Here is a 22,418-nt window from a genome sequence, read left to right on the forward strand (position 1 = left end):
CTACACTTCAGTTTATTTGGGTTTTCTGAGTTACCCAGCGCCATTTTGGACAAAAAGAATCGGAAAATAGCCCCGATTCAGCCATTCGGAGCGACAAAAACCGGGATGGAAACATACCATCTCCCGGCACGGTGTTTTCAGCGCTCAAAATACCCCGGCTCAAAGACAACAATCATTTTCTGCCCGAACGCAACACTCAGCGATATGCCTTCCCACGCCCGCCATTCCTCCTGATGGAGAAACTTCTCGGGCAACTTTAAGGTCAACTGTCTGCCTCCCTTTATCAATTTCCCTGCAACACGGATTAACCACAGTCTCATCGTCTTTACTTCCCACTGTTGTATCACCCCTCCCGTGAGCAACGCCATCCACTTCAAGAGATTATATGCTAGCCCGACCTTCGCAATTCGAGGGGTAGGCAAACCGCTAAGCCAGTAAATTCAAGGGGTCATGGAAAAAGGTCGGCACTACAGACCGACCTATCCTGATGCATAAATCTTGGGCGGAGGTTGTTCAGGAAGCGTCAATCCCAATTGTGCCAAAAGGAGAACAACATCCTTTTCCGGCTGTGTATAGCGGCTCATGACAATGTGGCGACCATCCGTTGTCGGTAAATGAACGTCAATCATTTGAATGCTCGATAGTTTTTCCAAAATTGCTTCAGACGTCAACCCTGCGGCTCGTCCCCGCGCAAGATTTCGCAGCGTCGTGTGGAGACAAAAAGCCAAAAAGGAGACAAAAATATGGGCTTCAATCCTCCTTTCCAATTGGTGCCATATGGGGCGGATGGAAAGCGATCCCTTCAAATCCTTAAATGCCTGTTCTATACGGGTCAACAGCAGATACGATTCCCAGACGGTTTCAGGCGAGGCTGCCTGCATATTTGAACGAAGCAGATAGCGCGTCCCTCACGCCGCAACGTTCTCCGCAGGCGTTCACGATCCAGACTGAAATGGAACGTGTGTTCATTTACCGGTTCTTGCGGATTTGGCAGAGAGATGCGAACCAGCCCAAAGTCTCGTCCGGCCTCTTTCTTTAATGCCCCGATATGCATCAGCAGGTCGTCACGAGTGATGCTCTTTCGATTGCGAAGTTCGTGCAGGCTTCTCCACAGACGCTTGAGTCTGCGGCGACGCATGGAACGTGCCTTGGCTACCCGGTCATGGCTTTCCACAGAGACGTAAAACTCCGATTCTTGCAGAAGTATTTTCACGCTGACACTCTCACGCGCCTGCATCCAGGGGCTGTTCGAGCAACGGTTTTTCAACACGGGTCAAATGTCTCTTCGGGGTGCCAACCAAATAATCAATCCCTCGGGAACGCATCTTTTCCAACATATCCTCCGTTGGAATACCGCGATCCATGAGCCAGGTGCGCCGAAATTTCTCACACTGCTTTTCGATCCTATCCAGAAACTCCTCCTCCAGTGTCGCAGTGTCTCTTGTATTGCCGGGATATACTTCGTAGGCCACGGGAAATCCTTCCGGCGTCAATACCAATGCCACTACCACTTGAACACAATCCGAACGTTTGTCCCGGCTGTACCCAAACCGTTTTTTACCCCCAGATCCCGTCGGTGGCGGATCACTTTCAAAATACGCACTCGTCAAATCATACAGCAGCACATCATACTTCGCGCCAAGCAGCTTGCCCCATTGCCCTTTTAAAAAACCAAACAGCTCGTCGCGATGCTCAAGCAGCAAATCCAAACAACGATACGGCTTGTCCTTCTGTGCCAGCGAATCATCTTCCCCCAACAGCTCTCCCATTGCGCTCCGCAAATACCACTCACGGTGAAAACGAAATTCGCTTCCCGGATCTATCAATCGGTAACAGACGAGCGCCTTCAGCATATTCAGCCAGATTGTCCCTTTACGGCTTGACGGCAAACGTCCTCTCCAAAAGGTGTCCAGTTCCAAAAGATCCCACACATACAATCCCAACCAGCTCGCACCCCATTCACACGGACGGCGCAATTCTATTTTGTCCAACCTCACCCGGATGGTTTCACAGCCCAGTATGGGCAATTCTTCCTAGTCATCCGGAAATAACGCCAGTTGTTTTGCTTTGGGTTTTGCACCCCACAGTGCCTCTATTGTCCGAACCCATCCCGCCCGTTGGTTATCATTGAGTTCTCCCAAATAGAGAACTTGCCGCTGCACCACTCTTCTTCCGCTGACCCGGCGGTTCTCTACAACGCTCCAATACCGGTGGGTTTTTCTATCCTTCGTCCGTGATTTTTCTCGGAGAAACATGCAAGCATTTTCGCAGTTTCCCTTGCATGCGTCAATAGGCTAGGTCGGCACTACAAGCCGTTTTGAAAATTCACCCCTTTAATATCAAGGGTTTCCCAGCTATACATGCCCAAAAATAACCGTTTTTAGGTGCGAATTGCGAAAGTCGGGCTAATCCTGCAACAAGGCTTCGCCTTGTTTGCAGGATTTAGGTATTAATTTTGTAACATCAGATGCTACCTCGTGTGCAACTGTCTCTGTTGATTTCCTTGTATTTGCAAAAATGAGGGCTTGTCCGCCATCTTTTATGGTTTCAAGGCTGAGGTTCACGACATCCAGGGCACTTTCCTTTTTTACCTGAATAATACTGCCGTCACGAAAGGTTATGGCATCGTTAAAATAGACCCCCTCCTTTAAAGGAACCGGCCTCCAGTCTGATTCGATGAGGTGTGCGCCGAGCCATTGAGCAATTTCTGGCGCATTCGGTATGGTAGCGCTCAATGCAATAAACCGGAGTCCAGGGTTCATCCACCTCAATCGGGTAAGGACGACCTCAAGGGTTGGTCCCCGGTAGGGATCTCCGAGGAGGTGTATCTCATCGGCCACCACAAGACTTATATCCCTCAACCACGAGGCGCGATGTCTGATGAGGGAGTCCATCTTCTCATTTGTCGTAACGATAAGATCCGCTTTATAAAGCCATGGGTCTGCGGTGTCATAATCTCCCGTGCTCTGTACAACCTTCATTCCTGTGTCTTTGTATTTCTTCAAAAAATCATCATATTTCTCCCTTGCAAGGGTCCGTAAGGGGACAAGGTATGCGACTTTCCCGCGTAGCTCAAGGAATACCCTGAGTGCTGCCATCTCGGCTATGAGGGTCTTCCCTGAGGCAGTAGGCGCTGCCACTACAAAAGAATCCTGACTTTGTAAGAGGCCCTCCTTTATTGCCAGGATCTGAGGCGGATAAAGTTCCTTAGTACCTGCAGCAACCAGGGTCTCTGTTAACCGCTTTGATCCACCGTAAGCATGTAAATCATCCACTATCATAGAAAGATATCGGAAAACTGGCAGTAAAAATTTATGCTCAGTAAACGCTGATACGAAAATTTTTTATTACGCGATTTTCAAATTAACTGCTTCTTGTCGGTCACTCGCCAAAAGATATCATGAAAACCTGTCAAAATAGTAATAGTCTTTTTAGAATATCACCACCCAGAGATAGGCCAGTGCAAGGAATAGGTACGCGAGAAATGAAATGGCAAGGAGCCACTGAGATATCCTTCCTGGGCGTGCCCAAGGCGGAAGATGTGGCGCCAGGATTTTGTAATTCAGGAGATAGAGAGCAACGGGGAATATCACAGTGCCGATAAAACCGATAACCGCACTGGTCATAATCAGAGGGCCTGGTGCATTGAGCAGCATGGTAAGAGAGGTAATCATAGTTAAAATTCCCAGGAAGAAATAATACCAATGACGCAACTCAAAGCGGCGGCTCCGGGGAAAAAGGATATGCACAATGTCTGCCTGCATCCTACTTACTGCGTCTGCGGTGGCCAGCCAGGTGTCTGTCAGAAAGGCCGCGGCCACGATAAGAAATAAGAATCGTCCCACAGAACCCCAGCTTACCTCGAAAAAACTGCTTTGCACAACGGCCAATTCGTATTCCCGGGGCAGGAGTCCTTTGGGAAAGAGCAGGGCATAAGCAAGCAGACAGGTCATAAGGGTAGTAAACAGATTTCCGCAAATGCCGACCATGGTATCAACAGAAAGGTAACGCCGCCAGCGTTTCCATCTTCCAGGATTATCCGGGGAGTCGTCGGGCAGGTTCCCGTCGCTCGTAACTGTTTCAGGTTTTCCTGTGACAGGTCCGGTAATACGGCCCATATGATCCGTCATGGCATTGCCCTTATCACGCATCCAATAAGAATAGAAAAGGATCCAGAAACCACCAAGACCGGCAAAGGTAATTGCGGTTAGCAGCTTGGTAGCATCACTGTTATCCCATGTACGCGGTATTGGACCACAGGGACCGAACAAGCCTTTCATGAACCCCGGTGCCGAGTGTAATACCTGCGGTTGAAGGCATGCCCAGAGCAAGCCGCTGACGGTGATCAATGCCACTACCTTCATGAGTCGTTCAATCAGTGAATATACCACACCGCTCATCAAGATGGCGGCAAGAAAGACCATGATAGAAGTGTAACCCCAGAATAACGTTTGACCTCGCTGGCTCCAGCCTGCAGGAAAATGGGTAAGCGCTGCCATTGCCGTTCCTCCCGCAGAGGCAAATGCGCCGAACCAGAGGAATGAGACTGTCATGAGCAGCCAGAGAAATATCCCAAACCAGCGGTTTAGCCGGATAAAGCCGTGGAAAATACTCTCGCCCGTGAGAAGTGTGTATCGACCAATTTCAACAGTAACAGGGTATTGGAGGAGGCAGGCAGGAATAAGCAGGAATAAAAAAGTCAGGCCGTATTTGGCAATGATGTACGGCCACCAGATCAGTTCTCCACTCCCCTGGGCAAGTGCCATCCAGACGATTCCGGGACCCAGCGCTACCCACCAGCCAGGAAAGCGTGGTACCGGTTTGCGTCCAAGAGAAGCGAATTTATTTTTCACTGTTTTGTTTTGTTCCTGTAGCGAATTCATTCAGTGTGAAAATCCCTTGAGATATCGAATTCTCTCCAGAATAGGTGGGTGCGAATAGTACAAGGTAACATAAAGGGGATGGGGATAAAGATTGGTGAGATTCTCTTTTGAAAGCTTTATGAGGGCACTTGCCATACTTTCAGGATCCTTCGTGAGCTCATAAGAAGCCCTGTCTGCCAGTCTCTCGTGTCTTCTCATAAAATAGCTCACACATGGAGTAAACAGTAATGAGAGAATATCCGTAAGGAATGCAAGGATTATAAATTTTGCATAAAGGGTATTTGAACTGACATGAAAAAGCGTTACAAGAAAGTCGCTTTGTATAATTTTGAACGATAGATAAAGGGCAATGAATGAAAATACTTCAAATGCAATGATCATTTTCAACATATGCTTTTTCTTCCAGTGCCCTATCTCATGCGCCAGCACTGAAAGGATTTCCGTCTGGCTCATGCTTGCAAGCAGGGTGTCATAAAGGACAATCCTTTTTGTTTTCCCAATACCGGTAAAATAGGCGTTGGTGTGTTTGCTTCTCTTTGATGCGTCTATTCTGAGAATCCTGCTTGCATGAATGCCAGCCTTATTTGTTAATTTAAGAATCCTTTCTTTTAGTGATTCATCTTCAATTGGGGTGAATTTATTAAAGAGAGGCTCAATGATGTAGGGAGATATATACAGAATAAAGATGCTGAAAATAAAAAGAAAACCCCATACCCAGAACCACCAGTAATGGGGACTCCACTGAATGAGCCAGAATCCTGCAAATGTCACCAGCGACAACATGACGGTTGAAATCAGGAGCGTTTTTATGAAATCGGATACCCATAGTCGTGAGGTCATGGCGTTGAATCCGTATTTATTTTCTATCTTAAAGGTATGGTAAAGGCTGAAAGGTATGGATAGGAATTCGGAGCCATAGGCTAAAAGTAAGAAGAACAGCCATCCCGATACGATAAATGACAGGTTCAGCGAAGCAATCCATGAATTATAGATATTCAGCAGACCGCCAAAGATGAATATGATGGTAATTATATTACTGAATATTGACGATATAAAGCTGAAACGGGTTTTTTCTGTTTCGTAGTCAATTGTTTTTTTTAGTACCGATTCGTCTATCTTTCCCGCAAATTCAGATGGAACAGTTGCGCCAGCCCTTCTCATGTGTCTGAGATTGAGATACTGAACCCAGTATTCAAAGGTCTCTTTGAAGATGTAAAGGCAAAGGATGAGAACAAGATATGCGTTCAGGATAAGACCTCCTTTTCGTTCACCTGGATTGTGTTCGTATTGTTAGCATAGACATATAAGTAATGATACTATCAAGAGGGATAGTTATGATAAATCAAAATTTTAACTTCTTATTTGACCATACAAAAGTGGAATAGTGCAATAGGAATTTTATTTCTTTTATTTTTTTGCTTGAGATAAGTTACTATGCATGTTATATAAGTATGAAGTTTCAATAATGGTTTTTACGAAGTAGTGCGGTAAAAGAACATTACGATAAAGGCAAATCCTGAGTAATCAGGGGACGCAAAGTAAAGGGTCTTATCAGTTGTTTAAACAGTTTAAGCCGTTTAAACTGTTTAAACGGCTTACGAAGAGACAGCCTTACTGCCGAAGATGTTTAATAAATATCTTTGCAGTAAGGCTTTTTTGTTTGGTTTTTCAGTAATTGAGTTTGATGACTATAGTCTTTTAACCAGGAATATTTACGATTTAGGAGATATATATTTTACAAAGAGAAGTAGGGGCGTATTGCAATACGCCCTAAGAAGCCTTTTTATTCTTACCCCGGCAACTTTTAGAAAGAATGGGAGGTGTATTATGGCAGAACCCGTACGTATTACTCCGAAAGAAGTTTACCAGAAGTTGAAATCCGGCACAACGCTCCTCGTCTGCGCATATGACGACGAGACAACATTCAGGCAAATGAAACTGCAGGGTGCGATTTCGCTGCACGAATTTAAATCAAGGTTACCGTCATTATCAAAAGATCAGGAGATTATCTTTTACTGCGGCTGACCCAAAGAAGCGAGCGCTGCCGGTCAGGCAGCGGAATTCATAAAGAAGGGATATAAGAATACAAAGGCCCTTGATGGAGGCGTTAATAGTTGGAAAAAGGCGGGCTATCCTATCGAACCGTAATAACGTATAAGGTTGGGTGAAGCTGACAGACTAGGTCAAATGAACTTTTTTGCTTCAAAAGTGAGTAAGAACTGCTATAAATTGCCATTTTTTGCGCTTGTTTTGTCGCTTTTTAACCCATAAAGCGGGGAATAAATCTCACGAAATAGGGTGAAATTGCCCATTTGACCCAGTCTGGAAGCGCATCTCGGTCATTACGGATGCCGATCATTAACTTTACTATAAGGAGGGAAGGGTATGGAAAACAAAATTATATGGGAAACAGGAATGGACAATGCCCTATCAAGGGCACGATTGGAGAAAAAGCCAGTGTTACTTGATTTCTTTAACCCAGGCTGAATCGGATGCCAACAGATGGATACAGTTTCGTATCCAAATAAAGACGTTACCGAATTTATCAGAGATTCTGTAATTCCACTGCGCGTGCGCTATGATACGCAGCCCCTTGCTACGGATTTTAGTATAAACTGGACTCCAACCCTTATAATTCTTGATATGGAAGGCAAAGAACATCACAGGGCAGTCGGTTTTCTTTCTCCCGAAGAATTGATGCCTTTGTTATTGCTGGGTATTGCAAAAGTTCATTTTGACCACAATGCATTCAAAGAGGCGTTTTCAAACCTGGAGAAGATTTTATCTGATTTTCCTAAAAGTGACTCAGCACCGGAGGCAATTTATCTGAAAGGTGTATGCTTATACAAAGATACGAAAAATCCAAAAGGACTTAAAGAGGCATACGAACAACTTCAGGCCAGGTATCCTGAGAACGAGTGGACAAAGCGGGCATATCCCTATCGGCTTTTATAGCTGTGTACCTTGCGATCGTGAGTTAGGCCACTCCGGACTGCGCTGAAGAAACTCCAACAACTCTAAACCAAACGTAAAGGAGTTACCTATGAATACAAAATACACTTACCGCCGTCTCTCCAAAGATAACGCCGCAGTCCTTCTCATTGACCATCAATCCGGCCTTGTTAATCTTGTGCGGGACTACTCGCCGGATGAATTCAGGAATAACGTCCTCGCACTAGCCGACCTCGCCAAATACTTTAAGCTGCCGACCATCCTGACGACCAGCTTTGAAGATGGTCCCAATGGTCCAATCGTACCAGAACTTAAGGAAATCCACCCAGAAGCCGTTTACATTCCGCGTCCTGGCCAGATCAATGCCTGGGACAACGAGGACTTTGTGAAGGCGGTCAAGGCCACCGGCCGCAAACAGTTGCTCATCGCTGGTGTTCTGACAGAAGTTTGCGTGGCCTTCCCCGCGCTCTCAGCACTGGAGGAAGGCTTCGAGGTCTTCGTCGTCACCGACGCTTCCGGTACCTTCAACGAGGTCACGCGCCACGCTGCGTGGGCGCGCATGGTGGCTGCAGGCGTGCAATTGATGAACTGGATGGCCGTTGCCAGCGAACTGCATCGTGACTGGCGCAACGACATCAAGGGATTGGGCAAACTGCTATCCAGCCACCTGCCTGCTTACAGAAACTTGATTACGAGCTACTCGGTAAAGAAACCAGTGGCCTAATCTGCGCTCAGCTAAACGATTTCGCACATCACGGCTCCTGTTCCCGTAGACCCAACGCGCAGGAGCCGTGCCGTACTCTGCCGGAAGCTGTTCTTGTTGGGCGAAATTGCGTTCCTGGTGCCGTACGTGTTTTGTTTTTCTGAATGCAGAAAGAGGGAGAGATACCGTTGACCTATTTGAAGTACCTTCAACCATGTGCATGATCTTCAATGAGACAAACAATAAAATGTACCGGTGCTTTCCATGAGCAATTAACGCCCTATAACGCTGTTATGGAATTATTTATATACCTGATAGCTCAGGTGATAATTGAGACATATTTCTGACCAAAAATCGATGGAGGAACGCAATGACTGAAACGAGAAAGATCCGTAAGGTCTTGAAAAGTAAACCTACGATAGAAGGTGCCGGTGTCCACCTCAAACGTGCATTGGGATATAGCCAGGTTCCGATGTTTGACCCTTTTTTACTTCTGGACGATTTCCGCTCAAACAATCCAGAGCATTATATCAAGGGTTTTCCATGACACCCGCATCGTGGAATCGAGACAATCACCTATGTTCTTCAGGGAGATGTTGAGCATGGTGACAGCATGGGGAATAAGGGCATTATATCGTCTGGCGATATACAATGGATGACCGCGGGAAGCGGGATCATACACCAGGAAATGCCGAAAGGCGACCCAAATGGTGTGATGTTTGGATTTCAACTTTGGGCCAATCTCCCCAAATCCCACAAAATGATGGAGCCTCGTTATCGGGACGTGAAAAACAGGCAAATCCCGGAGGTAATGCTTGAGAATGGCACAAAAGTCAGGGTCATATGCGGTAAAGCTGGCGGTAGGCAAGGACCTGTTCGGGATATTATCACCAACCCGGAATATCTTGATGTAACAGTTCCAGCCCGTTCAGAATTCATACATCCGACAAAGCGTGGACACACTGTTTTTGCGTACGTCATCGAAGGTAAGGGATATTTTTGCAAGGAAAAGCTACCGTTTTCTTACGAGATCGAAGGAGTCAACTATTTCGATATTCAAAGAGATCCCTTTGTAAGTAACGAGACTCTTGTTCTCTTTGATGATGGCGATCAGATGATGGTCTCAACGGAAGGCGATGCAGTCAGGTTCCTGCTTATATCGGGCAAACCCATTGGTGAACCGATCGCCTGGTACGGACCTATTGTGATGAATACGGAAGATGAACTACGGGTCGCTTTTGAAGAGTACCATAATGGCACATTTGTCAAACACGGGAGAGTTTAATAGTATGGTAGAACTACAGAGCGTGGAGAAATACCCTGTAGTTTATTTTGAATATTTATAAAAAGGAGGATAGATATGAAAGTACTAATCGTCTACTATAGCACATACGGCAATGTATACAAGATGGCGAAGTTCGTGGCAGAAGGGGTTAAGGAGGTTAAGGGTGCGGAACCAGTTATCCGTACAGTTCCAGAATTGATACCTGCATCTGTCATCGATTCCCGGGAGGATATGAAGGCAGGCAAGACGATGCAGAAAGACGTTCCGATGGTTACAAAAGATGACTTCAAAGAAGCAGGAGCAATAGCTTTTGGCACACCAACAAGGTTTGGAAATGTATCAGCGCAATTAAAAAACCAGGTAGACCAACTCACATCGTTGTGGCTCTCAGGTGAACTTGAAGGCAAACCTGCCGGCGTCTTTGTGTCTACGGCAAGCCTTCATGGAGGGCAGGAGACGACGATACTTACCTTGATGGCCCCTCTCTTGCACCTCGGTATGATACTCGTTGGTGTACCTTACTCGGTTAAAGAGCTTTTTACGACTCAAGCCGGAGGTTCTCCATATGGACCAGGCCATGTTGCAGGACCGGACAGCCAGCGGGAAATTGACCAGCATGAGGCTATAATATGCCGTGCTTTAGGGCGCAGGCTCGCCGAATTCGGGCTTAAACTGCAAGGAAAGAATAACAATCAATAACTCCACCATTGGTCTAAGGAAAGGAGTTTGACAAACAAGACTTTTACAATACAATTTGAATTGAATGTCTTGAGTTTAAACCAATGACCAAAAATTTGAAAGGGAAAAATTGTTGTGGAACCTCTTTTTCAAGTCGTGTCAACCAATGGAATCGGGCCTGATGGTTCTCGGATATCTGAAGCAGTTGCCCCTCCTGATGAAGAACTTCTTGATGCGTATTCGAAGGCCGTCGTTAGCGCTTCAGAGAAAGTTATCCCGGCTGTAGTAAATATTAACGTTCGTCAGTTGTTGAATGGCAGGCAAACAGTCCATCCACGGATGTCACAACAAATGATGGGCAATGGATCGGGGTTCATTTTTACCCCGGATGGTTTTATTCTCACAAACAGTCACGTTGTGCATAATGCCGGTCAAATTGAAGTGGCGCTTGCGGATGGCCGCCGTTTGACAGCAGATATGATCGGCGACGATCCTGATACGGATTTGGCGGTTATCAGAATTCATGCCCCGGACCTGGCATATGCACGTTTAGGGAACTCTCAATCTATTCGTGTAGGCCAACTCGTAATTGCAATTGGTAATCCCTATGGCTTCCAGTGTACAGTAACCGCCGGTGTGGTAAGCGCACTCGGGCGCTCACTCAGATCACGATCGGGAAGGTTGATAGATAGTATCATCCAAACTGATGCTGCACTCAATCCGGGCAATTCAGGAGGCCCGCTCATAAATTCCCACGGAGAAGTAATTGGCGTCAATACAGCGATTATCCAGGGAGCACAGGGACTCTGTTTCGCTATCGCGGTTGACACAGTTAAGTTCGTTGCGACAGGGCTTATGAAAGATGGGAAAATCCGCCGTGGTTACATTGGTGTAGCAGGGCAAAGCGTCTTTCTCCACCGCCGACTTGTGCTATTCCATAACTTACCGATAGAGAGCGGCGTACTGGTCATTTCCGTTGAGAACAACAGTCCTGCCCAAAGAGCTGGCTTGGTTGAAGGGGATGTAATCATAGGTTTCGACGATCAGACGATTGAGAGCGTAGATGATCTGCACAAGCTCCTTACTGAACACTGGATCGGGGTAAAGTCGGAGCTAACCATTATTCGGCGTTCCGAGAAGGTCGTTCTTGAGGTCGTCCCGGAGGAATCTAAAGTCAGATCGGATGAATAGTGTTAAATAACTGCATAATAATTACATTGTCGGGAAATTGTTGATGAAAAAAGGAAATGTGGCTATGAAAAGTATAATAGTGTTGGTTATTGTAATTGCCCTTTCCGGATGTGCCGCTGTAAAGAAAGATAAGGCTCTGGAATCTATGCCTTATGATGCGCCGGTGCAGAAGATATCCATGACTGCAAAGCGGTTTGAATTTACTCCGGAAGTAATTCAGGTTAAGCAGGGCACTCATGTGATTTTGGAAATCGAGAGTCTGGATGTGACGCATGGGTTTAAGATTGAACAGTATGGAATTCTTGTGACCATCCCGGAAAAAGGAAGGGCTACCGTTGAGTTCTATGCTAAAGAACCCGGAACGTATCCTTTTCAATGTTCTCACTTTTGTGGTGCAGGGCATTTTGGAATGAATGGAAAGATCGTTGTAGAGTGAAGATGAAATATCAGGAGTCTTTTTTATAATAAGACCTTTTCAATTTTAATGATTTCGTAAGTAGACTCTCCTTCCGGGAGTTTGATCGTTATCGTTTCACCTGCCGTTCTGTTTAGTAATCCTTTGCCGATGGGTGACAGGTAGGAGATTATGCCTTTTTCAATATCCACATCCCACGGTCCCAATAGGGTATACATCTCTAATTCTGCCTTTCCCTCATGCCTTAAGGTAACCTTTGTGCCCGGAGATGCTGTATCTGCATGAACGGAGTGGGGGTCAATGATCACAACCTTCTGTAATTCAGCCTTCATGCGCTCTGCCTTTTCCACGAGCATTGCTTGCTTTTCCCGTGCTGCCTTATACTCTGCATTTTCACGCAGATCTCCCCGGCTTATGGCCTCTCCGAGATCACGTGCGTTTTCTGGAAATTCCACGTTCATAAGATGGTCAAATTCCTTCTTTTTCTTCTCATAACCTTCTTTCGTGACGTAGATTTTGCTTTCATCGAGTTTGGGGAGACCTGGTTCTTCGAATAGTTCCGGATAACGGTCCTGAATGACACTTTCGATAGAAACTTTGAACCAATCCTCCATGCCCTTGCTGCGGGAGACGACGTTAAAAATGGCTTCTGCGTTGGCATCATTCAGAATACTTATGGCATAATCGGTACCTTTATCCTCCAAGAGATTTTTTATCTTGGTGATGACGGTCTTTAAATCCCCATCGCGCCCTTTCTGGATCTTAAAATAGATATTATCTGATAGCTCGATTAACCGGTTAAACATGAGGGCTGGGTCGATGTTTTTATAAAGTTCAGGGTATCGTCTATGCATGCCATTTTTGCAAAACCAGATATAGTGTTCCGGGTAAGCGTTAAATTGATTGAATAATTTTAAGGCTATCCCTTCAATGGCATGTTGCTTGTTTTCAGTAATAAGTTCCTTGATAATGAATTCCCATAGATTGCCACTGTTCAGAAAAAACAGAGATGTAAATTCATCCTGCCAATGTTCTGGTTTGACCTGTTTGATTAAACCGAGGGTATGTTTTCTGTATTCCAATGTGTTGATGTTATCTATAAATTCCGGAAGATTTTCAGTTGTGCGAATAAGTGTTTCGATAGTGTCTTTATATTTCCTGGTCTCTTCTTTGAGGATGTCTTGTATCTCGTCGAGGAGGAAGAGGCATTCTATGGCAAGGGAGGGGTTTTCCCCCTGCAATGTGGCGGCGTCTTTTATAAAACGAGTTGTAATTTCATTCAAAGTTTCTCTGCATGTTTCAGTGTTTTTCATCGTTGAAATATATTTTTTGACGATTTCGATCTTTTTGCTGATGTCTGCGGTGATGGCCAGTTTTTCGAGTATCTCCTGATGGTGTGTCATTGGGGAGGTACGAAGTTCCAGGAAAGACGTGGTGGGTGTACCGTCGGTCAGTTTTATGTAAGGGTCTTTTTTGAGCAACTTTTTGGTATTTGTCCACCATTTACTCCATGCGCCGGGTGGTATGACACCGGATATGAGCCGGTTCTTTATATGAGAAACCGATGCTTTTCCTTTAAAATATTTCAGGGTTAATTTAATTAAGCCTACGGGGTCTTCTTCAATCATTTTATTCAATGCATCTTTTCGGGCGTAAATCATCACCAGTAAATCATCCTTATCCAGTTTCTGTAATATATCCGGGGCAATATCCATGGAAATGCTGTGATTGTTCTTCTTTTCGAAATTGATGTTTACCTTTTCGCCTTCTGTGTCAACAGAGACTACCTGACCCACCCCCCAGCTTTTATGGGAGACATAGTCGTCCAGATCGAGATAAAAGTACTTTTCTAGTTTTTTCATGGCACTGCGGATGTCGGATGCTGACTCTATACCCGTTTTTTCAACCAAGCCCTTTGCATAGGGTCTGTCTTTATAGATGTTTGAATAACATTCGGCGATTCCTTTTGCCAGCCCTTTTTCCTTCGGATTATATTCTAATACCTTTTTGAGTACTTCCAGGGCGTCTTGATAGAGCCCTTTTTGTTGGTAATGAGGTGCCAGCATTATCAGGAAATCGTGAGCCCGCTTTTTTTCTTCCCGTTTCGCAAGGAGATCGACAATATCGAAAAGCGCCTGTAAATCTTTGCTGTTGGATTCAATAATTCCAAGCCATGCCTCTTCCAGCTTGTCATACTGTTCTGTATTGATAAGGTTTATTAATTCATTTGTATCGAGCTTATCCCCGGTAATAGAACACTCATTGGACATGCTTATTCTCCTAATCTTTTATAACGGGAAAAATAGAGACCCGTTTAAAAATGAAATTATAAACAATAATTATAAAACTATTTGGTGGATAAAGGAAGTAAGAAATTGGATTGTGCGTGAAAACGTAATTTTTAAAATAATTTAATGAAAATACAATATTTTTTACTATAATTCATAGTTTATAATAGTAGGTAAGAAAAACCTGCTCTGTGTATGGTATGTTTTTAAAGAAGCCAGTAGTCAGGAGGTGGAATGCGGGCATGAGAAAAATACCAAGAACGATGAGTACCCAACATCCGGATAATGTCACTATGCCATTCTTTACCGAGGGGACGTGTTTTTTGGGTGAAGATGAAATAAAAGAGGCATATTATGTGTTTTCACATCTGCAATGCGACGAGCAGATGTGGGATTGTGAAGGAAAGGAAGTTGATGAATTTGTCATTAAGAAACTGCTTACCCGGTATGATAATTATTTCAAAAAACACAGGATTGGGCAGGACATCTTTATTACTTTACGTGCACCAAACCCTATGGTAGAAAAAAGTGAAGCAAAGATTCTTCTAGAAACTTTGGAAAGTGCGCCTCGTTCGTACGATACCGCAAGCCAGTTTTACGGAGACGATAACATACCACCCATCTTTGAGGTTATTCTTCCCATGACGACCAATACGGAAACAATTAACCGGGTGTATTATTATTATCGTGATTTTGTCGTCGGGAAGCAACATAGGAAGTGTTTTGAGAATGATATTACCATAAAGGAATGGATTGGTGAGTTCAAGCCAGAGACTCTGGAAGTGATTCCGTTATTCGAGGATATCCCGTATATGCTCTCTGCGGATACTATGGTGCAGAATTATCTGAAGGATAAACAATTCTCATATCAAAGGGTATTCCTTGGCCGTTCAGACCCCGCATTGAACTATGGTATGCTGCCTGCAATACTGGTAGTCAAAATTGCTTTGCAGAGGTTGCATGCGTTGCAGGAAAGAATCAGGATTCCCATCTATCCCATCCTGGGACTTGGTTCAAATCTCTTTCGGGGCAATCTGTCGCCGTTAACTGTGAACGAATGTCTGAAGGAATTTCCCAGTGTTCAGACCTTTACGATACAATCGGCATTCAAATACGATTATGACGAAGGACAAGTCAGAGAGGCCGTTCAAAAGATTAATAACCATGTAAGAACAGGTCCGACTTCAATAAATGAAGAAGTGGCCCTGGATATTGCGGAAAGATTGGCGTCAGCTTACCGGGAACAGATAAAGGAGCTTGCTCCTTTAATCAATGAGATAGCCAGATTTGTTCCTAAACGGCGGATGCGTAAACTTCACATCGGCCTTTTCGGCTATTCGAGAAATATTGAAGGGATTACCCTGCCGCGGGTAATTTCTTATTGTGCCACACTCTACTCGATTGGACTACCACCGGAACTGCTGGGATTACATTATCTGACTGAAAAGGATTTGGTGTTCCTCAAGACCGCGTACCCTGCATTCCTGGACGATCTTTCATCGGTGGCATCGTACTATAATGGGGACGTGATGAAATTAATATCTCCGAAAATTGCAAGGGATGTCGAGAAGGTGTTGGGTATGGTAAAATATAACGAAAACATACTTCACAGCGAGTATACTTCCCAGATCATTCAGGCAATCCTCTCCGGGAAGAAAGAAACCGTTACCGAAAACATGATTGCAGCGGGCAAAGCGAGGAGATTCCTGGGATGATCAATTGCCGGTATTAACAAACATGTTTTTATTGAAAAAAATTTCGGGTGCAAACAAAAATTCATAAAATGTCTAAAATCTTTGCCAATAAGATATTACGACGCTATCTAATGACAGAATGGTTCAGGATGTTTTTACCATCCTTGGCGTGTTTTGAGTTATTGATCTTCCTGGGATTTTCCATTCAATTGTTACATAAAGGACTTGATATCATTACCCTGCGGGCGCTGATTCCTCATCTCTTTATTCAGGCATTTCCTTATTCGATACCTTCGGCATTACTTACTGCTACGTCTATGACGTATGGACGTATGAGTGCCGACCATGAAATTATTGCCATCCAGGCAAGCGGCATCCATATACTGAGAATAATTACACCCGTTTTGGTAATTGGAGTTGTCTTTAGTCTCATAACATTAACCTTATCCGCCGAGATTTTACCACGGTCTTGCTATAAAATAATATTACTTCAGGAACGCGCTATTAATAACATTCTGGCAGGGCGTTTGGCTACCTTTCAGAAAAAAATAGACCTGCATCCGTACCAGATTTATATCGGGAGTGTGGAAGATGGTATAAATAAAGACATAGCAGTAATTGAGTATGCGAATGACTATGTGATGAATGTTATCCTTGCCGAAGAGGGGGCCATTAAAATGGATGAGGCGGAAAATAAGATATTTCTTACGTTGCATCGGGGGGAATTTCTCAAGCCGAATTATAAAAAATTGGAAGAAATTCCTCGTGTGGGTGTGTTTAAGGAAACCACATTCGAGATTTCTCTGAAAGAAAAGAAGAGAGAATCTTCTTCAAAGTATATGACGATATTTCAACTCTGCAGATACAACAGGGAAATTAACAACGAATTGGCAAAAAATCCGAAAACGCCATTAAGCCCAGAAAGGAACAAGGACGATTTGATGAAAGACCTTGGCGCCCATCGGGAGGAACTCAGTAATTTGTCACGGAAACGTGAGAAACTTGCCACAGAATTGAAGCGTTCAAACGAAAACCTGGCACGCCAGGCATCAAAGATCGAAGGACTGGAGAACGAGAGCAAGATAGCAAAAAATTACATCCTGGTTGCTAATGAAAATTTGATTCAGGTGAAAAAAGAAACGAAGGCAGGTACCTTAATGGCCGAAGACAGGGATAAAAAAATCATGCAGATAAAAGAGACCATTGAGAGGGAAAAGCAAAGAATTTATAACATCGAACGAAAAGTTAGTGCGGCCAGGGATGTGCAGAGTGAAGAGACAAAAAAAATTACCTCTCTCTCTCAGGCTATTTCAGAGATAAATATCAGGCGTGATGCCTTGTTGAAAAATGTTGAAGCTATGGAGGAGGAATCAACCGTTGCCGGAAAAGAGGACATACGGCGTAAAAATGATATTTCCATACACAAGAGGCTTTCGCAAGCGCTTTCCTGTATACCTTTTGTCATAATTGGCATTTCACTCGGCATTATGCTGCGAAGCGGGCATCTCATGGTAGGGTTTGGCGCCAGCTTCATGGTGATCCTGTTTATCTATTACCCGCTGGTAGTCACAGGAATGGTGCTGGCAAAGGACACTTTCATACCCGTGGCACCTGCCCTATGGGGTGCAAATAGTATCCTTTTTATTGGTGGCATGTTTGTTTTCAGGAAACTGTTTATCAGGTAAAAGCTCTACCGTATTACGTTCTTGACTTTTAACGGAAAAGAATTAGTATAAATACAGAAATTTTTTAAGTATTCTCCTATAAGACGGTTTAATGCATGCGCAATAATCGGCTCACTTTTGGAATAAATATCGGAAGCAAGTGGACACGCATAATCATGATTTTGATTATTGCCAATGTGGGCGTGTTTATGCTTCAGTTGTTATTTTCTACGGTGAGTTTGCAGTGGTCGCCGCAGATGATAAACATCTTTAGTGATGAGCAATTGGGGCATACAGCGGCACTGCCGTGGTATTACCCTGCTTCTGATAAATTTACAAAGCTGTTCTGGCTTTATCCACCTGACACTTTAGGACATTTGTGGCTGTGGCAGTTTTTCACATACATGTTCTTGCACAGCACAACAGACCCGTGGCACCTGATATTTAACATGCTAGGCCTTTGGATGTTCGGAAGTGAGGTTGAACGGGTACTTGGGTCCAGGCGATTTTTAACCCTCTATTTTACAGCGGGAATTTTCGCCGGGATATGCTGTTGCATATTTACTCCTTGGACTCCTATTCTCGGAGCTTCGGGGGCAATCTTTGCTATTGAAGTAGCCTTTGCCATGTATTTTCCCAACAGTACGGTCATTCTATATTTCTTTCCCATGAAGGCGAAGTATCTGGTTATGATTTTTGCCGGTATTACGATATTTAACTGCATTGTCCCTAAAACCGGCAATATTGCCCACTTTGCGCATTTAGGCGGCCTTGTTTATGGTTTTTTATTTGTTCGATATTCCTACCGGGTGGAAACGTACCTCAAAAAGTGGCAAATACACCAGCATGAAAAAGAGTTGATGAAAGAACAGGAACTCCGTGCGAGGGTGGATGAAATCCTCGATAAGGTGAATCGCGAAGGTCTAAGGAACCTATCCTGGAGGGAACGGAGTTTTCTCAAGAGCGCCAGTAAGAGGTATAAAAAGAATAGAGAATAATGCATAATAATTGCTTCGAGGCAGACAATGATTGAGATTGCTATAAATGGTGCTTGCGGCAGAATGGGATCCAGGATCGCTGCCCTTGTATTTGAAGATTCCGAATTGAAATTAGTGGCTGCCCTGGAAAGGCCGGGTCACCAGTCGCTTGGTAAGGATGTGGGTCTGGTTGCCGGGTGCGGGGATACCGGTATCATAATAACAACGGCATTCAATGCACATGCAGACGTTTTAATTGATTTTTCATCACCCGAATCTGCCATAGCTATCGGCGAGATTTGCGCAAAGAAAAATGTTGCCGTTGTTGTTGGTGCAACAGGATTAAACCCGCAACAACACGAAAAAATGCAGCACTTCTCCAGGCTGATTCCATGCTTAGTATCTCCTAATATGAGTGTGGGGGTTAACGTCCTGTTTAACCTTGTTGCTCAGGTGGCAAAGATGGTGGGAAAGGAATTTGATATTGAAATTATCGAAACTCATCACAGGTTTAAAAAAGATTCGCCCAGTGGCACAGCCTTGCGACTCGCTGAAAAGGTATGTGAAGCAACGGGTCGAAAAATGGATGAGGATGTTGTTTATGGCAGGAGTGGGATTACCGGAGAGCGACCCTTGAATGAGATTGGTATACATGCGGTTCGTAGCGGCGATGTCATAGGTGATCATACGGTTATTTTTGGCAGTTTGGGAGAACGCATAGAGATTACCCATAGGGCACACACCAGAGATACTTTTGTACGGGGCGCCATCCGTGCAGCGAAGTTTATAGCGAAAAAGCCTCCGGGGATGTACAGTATGTCAGACGTCTTGCAGATACAACCATAAATCGACCTTCAGCAACTTTTCCTTCCCATAAAGGCTACAAATGGTTTATTGAGTGTCTTTGAGCATAAAATTTTATTTCACTGTATGCTTGGGAATTTTCATAAAAAAAGAAAACTATGAGATTTGATAAATTTACCATCAAGGCACAAGAGGCTGTGCAGGAAGCACAGGAATTAGCGGAATCCAAGAGGCAGCAGCAAATCCTGGCCGTGCATTTATTGGAAGTCCTTTTAACTCAGGAGCAGGGTATAGTTGTGCCTCTTCTGAAAAAATTAGGAATTAATGCGGATGCCGTTCTCGATAAGACGATGTCGGCTGTTAACAAATTACCACAAGTAAGCGGATCGGGAGCGCCGGGACAGGCCTATGTAAGCGCAGAACTTCGTGATACGTTCAATCTGGCCTGGGAAGAAGCCAGCAAACTGAAGGATGAGTATGTAAGCACAGAACACCTGCTGTTGGCGCTGGCGGGGCAGAGGAACATAGCTGCCGGCAGAATATTACATGAAGCTGGTGTTATCAGAGAAAATATTTATGCGGCATTAAAAGAAATCAGGGGGGGCCAAAGGGTTACAGACCAGAATCCTGAAGAAAAATATCAAGCCCTTGAGCGCTACAGTAAAGACCTTGTCGAACTGGCGCGAAAGGGAAAGCTCGATCCTGTTATCGGACGGGATGATGAGATAAGACGCGTGATACAGGTTTTATCCCGCAGGACAAAGAACAATCCTGTCCTGATCGGTGAACCTGGCGTGGGGAAAACGGCCATTGTAGAGGGTCTGGCGCAACGTATCGTGAGTGGTGATGTGCCCGAAAGTCTGAAAAACAAGCGGGTGATGTCTTTAGATATGGGTGCACTGATCGCAGGTACAAAATACCGGGGTGAATTTGAAGACCGTCTGAAGGCAGTGCTCAAAGAAGTAAGTGAAAAAGAAGGCCAAATCATCCTCTTCATTGACGAGTTGCATACGGTTGTGGGGGCTGGCGCAGCCGAAGGTGCCGTCGATGCATCTAATCTGTTAAAACCAGCGCTTGCCCGTGGCGAGTTGCGTTGTGTGGGTGCTACTACCCTGGATGAATACCGGAAGCATATTGAAAAGGATGCCGCATTGGAAAGACGGTTCCAGCCGGTATATGTTGGAGAGCCGTCCGTAGAGGATACCATTGCAATCCTGAGAGGATTGAAGGAACGGTATGAACTACATCATGGGGTGCGTATTAAAGACTCTGCGATTGTTGCTGCGGCCACGCTTTCACAGCGATACATCTCAGATCGGTTTCTGCCTGACAAGGCTATTGACTTGATTGATGAGGCGGCCTCTAAGCTGAGGATTGAAATCGATAGTGTGCCCGTTGAACTGGACGAGATTGAGCGGAAGATTATGCAACTGGAGATCGAAAAAGAGGCCCTGAAAAAAGAAAAGGATACCGCCTCAAAACAGCGCATGGAGAAAATCGAGAAACAGTTGTCGGATTTGCGGGAGGAATCGAGCGCCCTCCGCGCCCAATGGGAGAACGAGAAAAAGATTATCAAAGAAATACAAGAAATTAATGCCAGGATCGAGCAATCCCGCATCGATGAACAGGCGGCGCAAAGGGAAGGGAACTTAGGGAAGGTCGCCGAGATACGCTACGGACTTATACGGGAAAGCGAACAAAAACTAAAGCAAAAACACCGTGAATTGCAAGAATTACAAAAGAACTCGTCGCTCCTTAATGAAGAGGTTGACGCCGATGACATTGCCATGGTTGTATCCAAGTGGACAGGGATTCCTGTGACACGCATGCTGGAAGGGGAAAAGGAAAAACTCCTGAAGATGGAAGAACGACTCAGAGAGAGGGTTGTTGGTCAGGAAGAGGCTATCAGGGCCGTTTCACATGCGATCCGGCGTGCCCGTGCCGGACTTCATGATCCTAACCGGCCTATAGGTACCTTTTTATTCCTTGGACCTACCGGAGTGGGGAAAACAGAACTTTGCAAGGCCCTTGCTGCCTTTTTATTTGATAGTGAAAATGCCATGGTGCGTATCGATATGTCTGAATTTATGGAACAACACTCCGTGGCACGACTCATTGGCGCCCCTCCCGGGTATGTAGGTTACGAAGAGGGCGGACGTCTTACCGAGGCAATCCGGAGGAGACCGTATTCTGTAATCCTGTTTGACGAGGTTGAAAAGGCACACCGGGATGTATTCAACATATTGCTTCAAGTCTTTGATGACGGGCGGTTAACGGATGGACATGGCAGAACGGTGGATTTTAAGAATACCATTATCGCAATGACTTCTAATATTGCCAGCCAGTGGATACAGGACCTTACGGGTCCTGAGAATGAGGATGAATTGAGGAGTCGGGTGAAACAGGCATTGAAAGAGGCCTTTAGGCCGGAGTTTCTTAATCGTATTGACGAAACGATCATATTCCATGGTTTGTCAAGAGAGATGATTGGACAGATTGCTGAGATACAATTGAAAGAACTCCAAAGGCGTCTGGCTAAAAATAACTATCGATTAAAGGTCTCCGACCGATTAAAGGAAAGGCTGGTGCAGGAGGGTTTTGATCCTCACTTCGGGGCAAGACCTCTAAAGCGTACCATACAGCAAATGATTGAGAATCCGCTGTCCCTGGAGATACTGGAAGGTAAGTTTGCTGAGGGAACAGAGATTCGAGCGGATATGGAAAATGGAAAAGTGGTTTTTACCACAGGTGAATTTGTCGCTGTGTAGAAATCAAATATTTGTTTACCTTGGAGGCACACAAGATAACACAGAAAAATAATAGTCAACAACGATACCTTGAGATTTGAATTATTTTTATAAACTCTTACACATTACTGAATGGA

General features: G+C 44.8%; 17 protein-coding genes, 2 pseudogenes and 1 riboswitch. Of the genes and pseudogenes, 13 read left to right on the forward strand and 6 right to left on the reverse strand.

The window, feature by feature from the left end; genetic code table 11:
* Positions 1-137 precede the first annotated feature (137 nt).
* The 5 genes and pseudogenes from BROSI_RS15350 to BROSI_RS15370 form a co-directional block, all read right to left on the reverse strand.
* Positions 138-440 carry a transposase gene (locus tag BROSI_RS15350; RefSeq protein ID WP_261338904.1) on the reverse strand — a complete coding sequence of 101 codons (303 nt, stop codon included), beginning with the start codon at positions 438-440 and terminating at the stop codon, positions 138-140.
* 39 nt (positions 441-479) lie between these two features.
* Positions 480-2,255: pseudogene (locus BROSI_RS15355) on the reverse strand (IS1634 family transposase).
* Between the two features lie 150 nt (positions 2,256-2,405).
* Complete coding sequence (locus BROSI_RS15360) at positions 2,406-3,281, reverse strand: DEAD/DEAH box helicase (protein ID WP_052564653.1); 876 nt, start codon at positions 3,279-3,281, stop codon at positions 2,406-2,408.
* A 150-nt stretch (positions 3,282-3,431) separates the two neighbouring features.
* On the reverse strand, positions 3,432-4,883 hold the full coding sequence (locus BROSI_RS15365; protein ID WP_052564654.1) for an Nramp family divalent metal transporter: 1,452 nt from the start codon (positions 4,881-4,883) through the stop codon (positions 3,432-3,434).
* On the reverse strand, positions 4,884-6,044 hold the full coding sequence (locus BROSI_RS15370; protein ID WP_082059242.1) for a M48 family metallopeptidase: 1,161 nt from the start codon (positions 6,042-6,044) through the stop codon (positions 4,884-4,886).
* A 337-nt stretch (positions 6,045-6,381) separates the two neighbouring features.
* A riboswitch (cyclic di-GMP riboswitch) is annotated at positions 6,382-6,505 on the forward strand.
* A 205-nt stretch (positions 6,506-6,710) separates the two neighbouring features.
* Here BROSI_RS15370 and BROSI_RS15375 point away from each other — a divergent pair.
* The 8 genes and pseudogenes from BROSI_RS15375 to BROSI_RS15405 all read left to right on the forward strand — a co-directional run bounded on the left by BROSI_RS15375 (position 6,711) and on the right by BROSI_RS15405 (position 12,128).
* Positions 6,711-6,908: a rhodanese-like domain-containing protein gene (locus tag BROSI_RS15375; RefSeq protein ID WP_052565889.1), complete on the forward strand. Its 198-nt coding sequence runs from the start codon at positions 6,711-6,713 to the stop codon at positions 6,906-6,908.
* A gap of 360 nt (positions 6,909-7,268) precedes the next feature.
* Positions 7,269-7,370: a thioredoxin family protein gene (locus BROSI_RS20865; RefSeq protein ID WP_230400699.1), complete on the forward strand. Its 102-nt coding sequence runs from the start codon at positions 7,269-7,271 to the stop codon at positions 7,368-7,370.
* 15 nt (positions 7,371-7,385) lie between these two features.
* The gene (locus BROSI_RS15380) at positions 7,386-7,838 is read left to right on the forward strand and encodes a tetratricopeptide repeat protein (protein WP_052564656.1); all 453 of its coding nucleotides are present in this window, start codon (positions 7,386-7,388) and stop codon (positions 7,836-7,838) included.
* A gap of 88 nt (positions 7,839-7,926) precedes the next feature.
* Positions 7,927-8,559 carry an isochorismate family cysteine hydrolase YcaC gene (gene ycaC / locus BROSI_RS15385; RefSeq protein ID WP_052564657.1) on the forward strand — a complete coding sequence of 211 codons (633 nt, stop codon included), beginning with the start codon at positions 7,927-7,929 and terminating at the stop codon, positions 8,557-8,559.
* A 349-nt stretch (positions 8,560-8,908) separates the two neighbouring features.
* Positions 8,909-9,823, forward strand: a pseudogene (locus tag BROSI_RS21475) (pirin family protein).
* Between the two features lie 75 nt (positions 9,824-9,898).
* Entirely contained in the window at positions 9,899-10,522 is a 624-nt protein-coding gene (gene wrbA / locus BROSI_RS15395) for an NAD(P)H:quinone oxidoreductase (RefSeq protein ID WP_052564658.1), read from the forward strand.
* A 114-nt stretch (positions 10,523-10,636) separates the two neighbouring features.
* Complete coding sequence (locus BROSI_RS15400) at positions 10,637-11,692, forward strand: S1C family serine protease (protein ID WP_082059243.1); 1,056 nt, start codon at positions 10,637-10,639, stop codon at positions 11,690-11,692.
* Between the two features lie 64 nt (positions 11,693-11,756).
* Positions 11,757-12,128 (forward strand): cupredoxin domain-containing protein, encoded by a 372-nt coding sequence (locus tag BROSI_RS15405; protein ID WP_157842562.1) that lies wholly within the window; start codon positions 11,757-11,759, stop codon positions 12,126-12,128.
* A 23-nt stretch (positions 12,129-12,151) separates the two neighbouring features.
* Here the strand turns inward: BROSI_RS15405 and greA are convergent, their stop codons facing one another.
* Positions 12,152-14,377, reverse strand: a complete 2,226-nt coding sequence (greA, locus tag BROSI_RS15410) for a transcription elongation factor GreA (RefSeq protein ID WP_052564660.1) — start codon at positions 14,375-14,377, stop codon at positions 12,152-12,154.
* A 260-nt stretch (positions 14,378-14,637) separates the two neighbouring features.
* On the opposite strand from greA, the gene ppcA reads away from it, so the two are divergent.
* The 5 genes from ppcA (at position 14,638) to clpB (ending at position 22,302) form a co-directional block, all read left to right on the forward strand.
* Positions 14,638-16,110: a phosphoenolpyruvate carboxylase gene (gene ppcA / locus BROSI_RS15415; protein WP_052564661.1), complete on the forward strand. Its 1,473-nt coding sequence runs from the start codon at positions 14,638-14,640 to the stop codon at positions 16,108-16,110.
* Positions 16,111-16,178: 68 nt separating this feature from the next.
* A complete protein-coding gene (locus BROSI_RS15420) occupies positions 16,179-17,774 on the forward strand; it encodes an LptF/LptG family permease (protein ID WP_082059244.1) in 1,596 nt (531 codons plus the stop codon).
* A 95-nt stretch (positions 17,775-17,869) separates the two neighbouring features.
* The gene (locus tag BROSI_RS15425) at positions 17,870-18,751 is read left to right on the forward strand and encodes a rhomboid family intramembrane serine protease (protein WP_052564663.1); all 882 of its coding nucleotides are present in this window, start codon (positions 17,870-17,872) and stop codon (positions 18,749-18,751) included.
* A gap of 27 nt (positions 18,752-18,778) precedes the next feature.
* On the forward strand, positions 18,779-19,576 hold the full coding sequence (gene dapB / locus BROSI_RS15430; RefSeq protein ID WP_052564664.1) for a 4-hydroxy-tetrahydrodipicolinate reductase: 798 nt from the start codon (positions 18,779-18,781) through the stop codon (positions 19,574-19,576).
* A gap of 116 nt (positions 19,577-19,692) precedes the next feature.
* A complete protein-coding gene (gene clpB / locus BROSI_RS15435; protein ID WP_052564665.1) occupies positions 19,693-22,302 on the forward strand; it encodes an ATP-dependent chaperone ClpB in 2,610 nt (869 codons plus the stop codon).
* The last annotated feature ends 116 nt before the right edge of the window (positions 22,303-22,418 follow it).

It is taken from the genome of Candidatus Brocadia sinica JPN1 (assembly GCF_000949635.1).
Taxonomy (GTDB): Bacteria; Planctomycetota; Brocadiia; order Brocadiales; family Brocadiaceae; genus Brocadia; species Brocadia sinica.

What these genes read in the sequence shown, in the direction of transcription:
- BROSI_RS15420 (WP_082059244.1), top strand. Translation starts at nt 16,179, where the DNA reads ATGTCTAAAATCTTTGCCAATAAGATATTACGACGCTATCTAATGACA.
- BROSI_RS15375 (WP_052565889.1), top strand. Translation starts at nt 6,711, where the DNA reads ATGGCAGAACCCGTACGTATTACTCCGAAAGAAGTTTACCAGAAGTTG.
- clpB (WP_052564665.1), top strand. Translation starts at nt 19,693, where the DNA reads ATGAGATTTGATAAATTTACCATCAAGGCACAAGAGGCTGTGCAGGAA.
- BROSI_RS15425 (WP_052564663.1), top strand. Translation starts at nt 17,870, where the DNA reads ATGCGCAATAATCGGCTCACTTTTGGAATAAATATCGGAAGCAAGTGG.
- wrbA (WP_052564658.1), top strand. Translation starts at nt 9,899, where the DNA reads ATGAAAGTACTAATCGTCTACTATAGCACATACGGCAATGTATACAAG.
- BROSI_RS15370 (WP_082059242.1), bottom strand. Translation starts at nt 6,044, where the DNA reads ATGAGAAGGGCTGGCGCAACTGTTCCATCTGAATTTGCGGGAAAGATA.
- BROSI_RS15380 (WP_052564656.1), top strand. Translation starts at nt 7,386, where the DNA reads ATGGATACAGTTTCGTATCCAAATAAAGACGTTACCGAATTTATCAGA.
- ppcA (WP_052564661.1), top strand. Translation starts at nt 14,638, where the DNA reads ATGAGAAAAATACCAAGAACGATGAGTACCCAACATCCGGATAATGTC.
- BROSI_RS15365 (WP_052564654.1), bottom strand. Translation starts at nt 4,883, where the DNA reads ATGAATTCGCTACAGGAACAAAACAAAACAGTGAAAAATAAATTCGCT.
- BROSI_RS15405 (WP_157842562.1), top strand. Translation starts at nt 11,757, where the DNA reads ATGAAAAGTATAATAGTGTTGGTTATTGTAATTGCCCTTTCCGGATGT.
- ycaC (WP_052564657.1), top strand. Translation starts at nt 7,927, where the DNA reads ATGAATACAAAATACACTTACCGCCGTCTCTCCAAAGATAACGCCGCA.
- BROSI_RS15360 (WP_052564653.1), bottom strand. Translation starts at nt 3,281, where the DNA reads ATGATAGTGGATGATTTACATGCTTACGGTGGATCAAAGCGGTTAACA.
- BROSI_RS20865 (WP_230400699.1), top strand. Translation starts at nt 7,269, where the DNA reads ATGGAAAACAAAATTATATGGGAAACAGGAATGGACAATGCCCTATCA.
- dapB (WP_052564664.1), top strand. Translation starts at nt 18,779, where the DNA reads ATGATTGAGATTGCTATAAATGGTGCTTGCGGCAGAATGGGATCCAGG.
- greA (WP_052564660.1), bottom strand. Translation starts at nt 14,377, where the DNA reads ATGTCCAATGAGTGTTCTATTACCGGGGATAAGCTCGATACAAATGAA.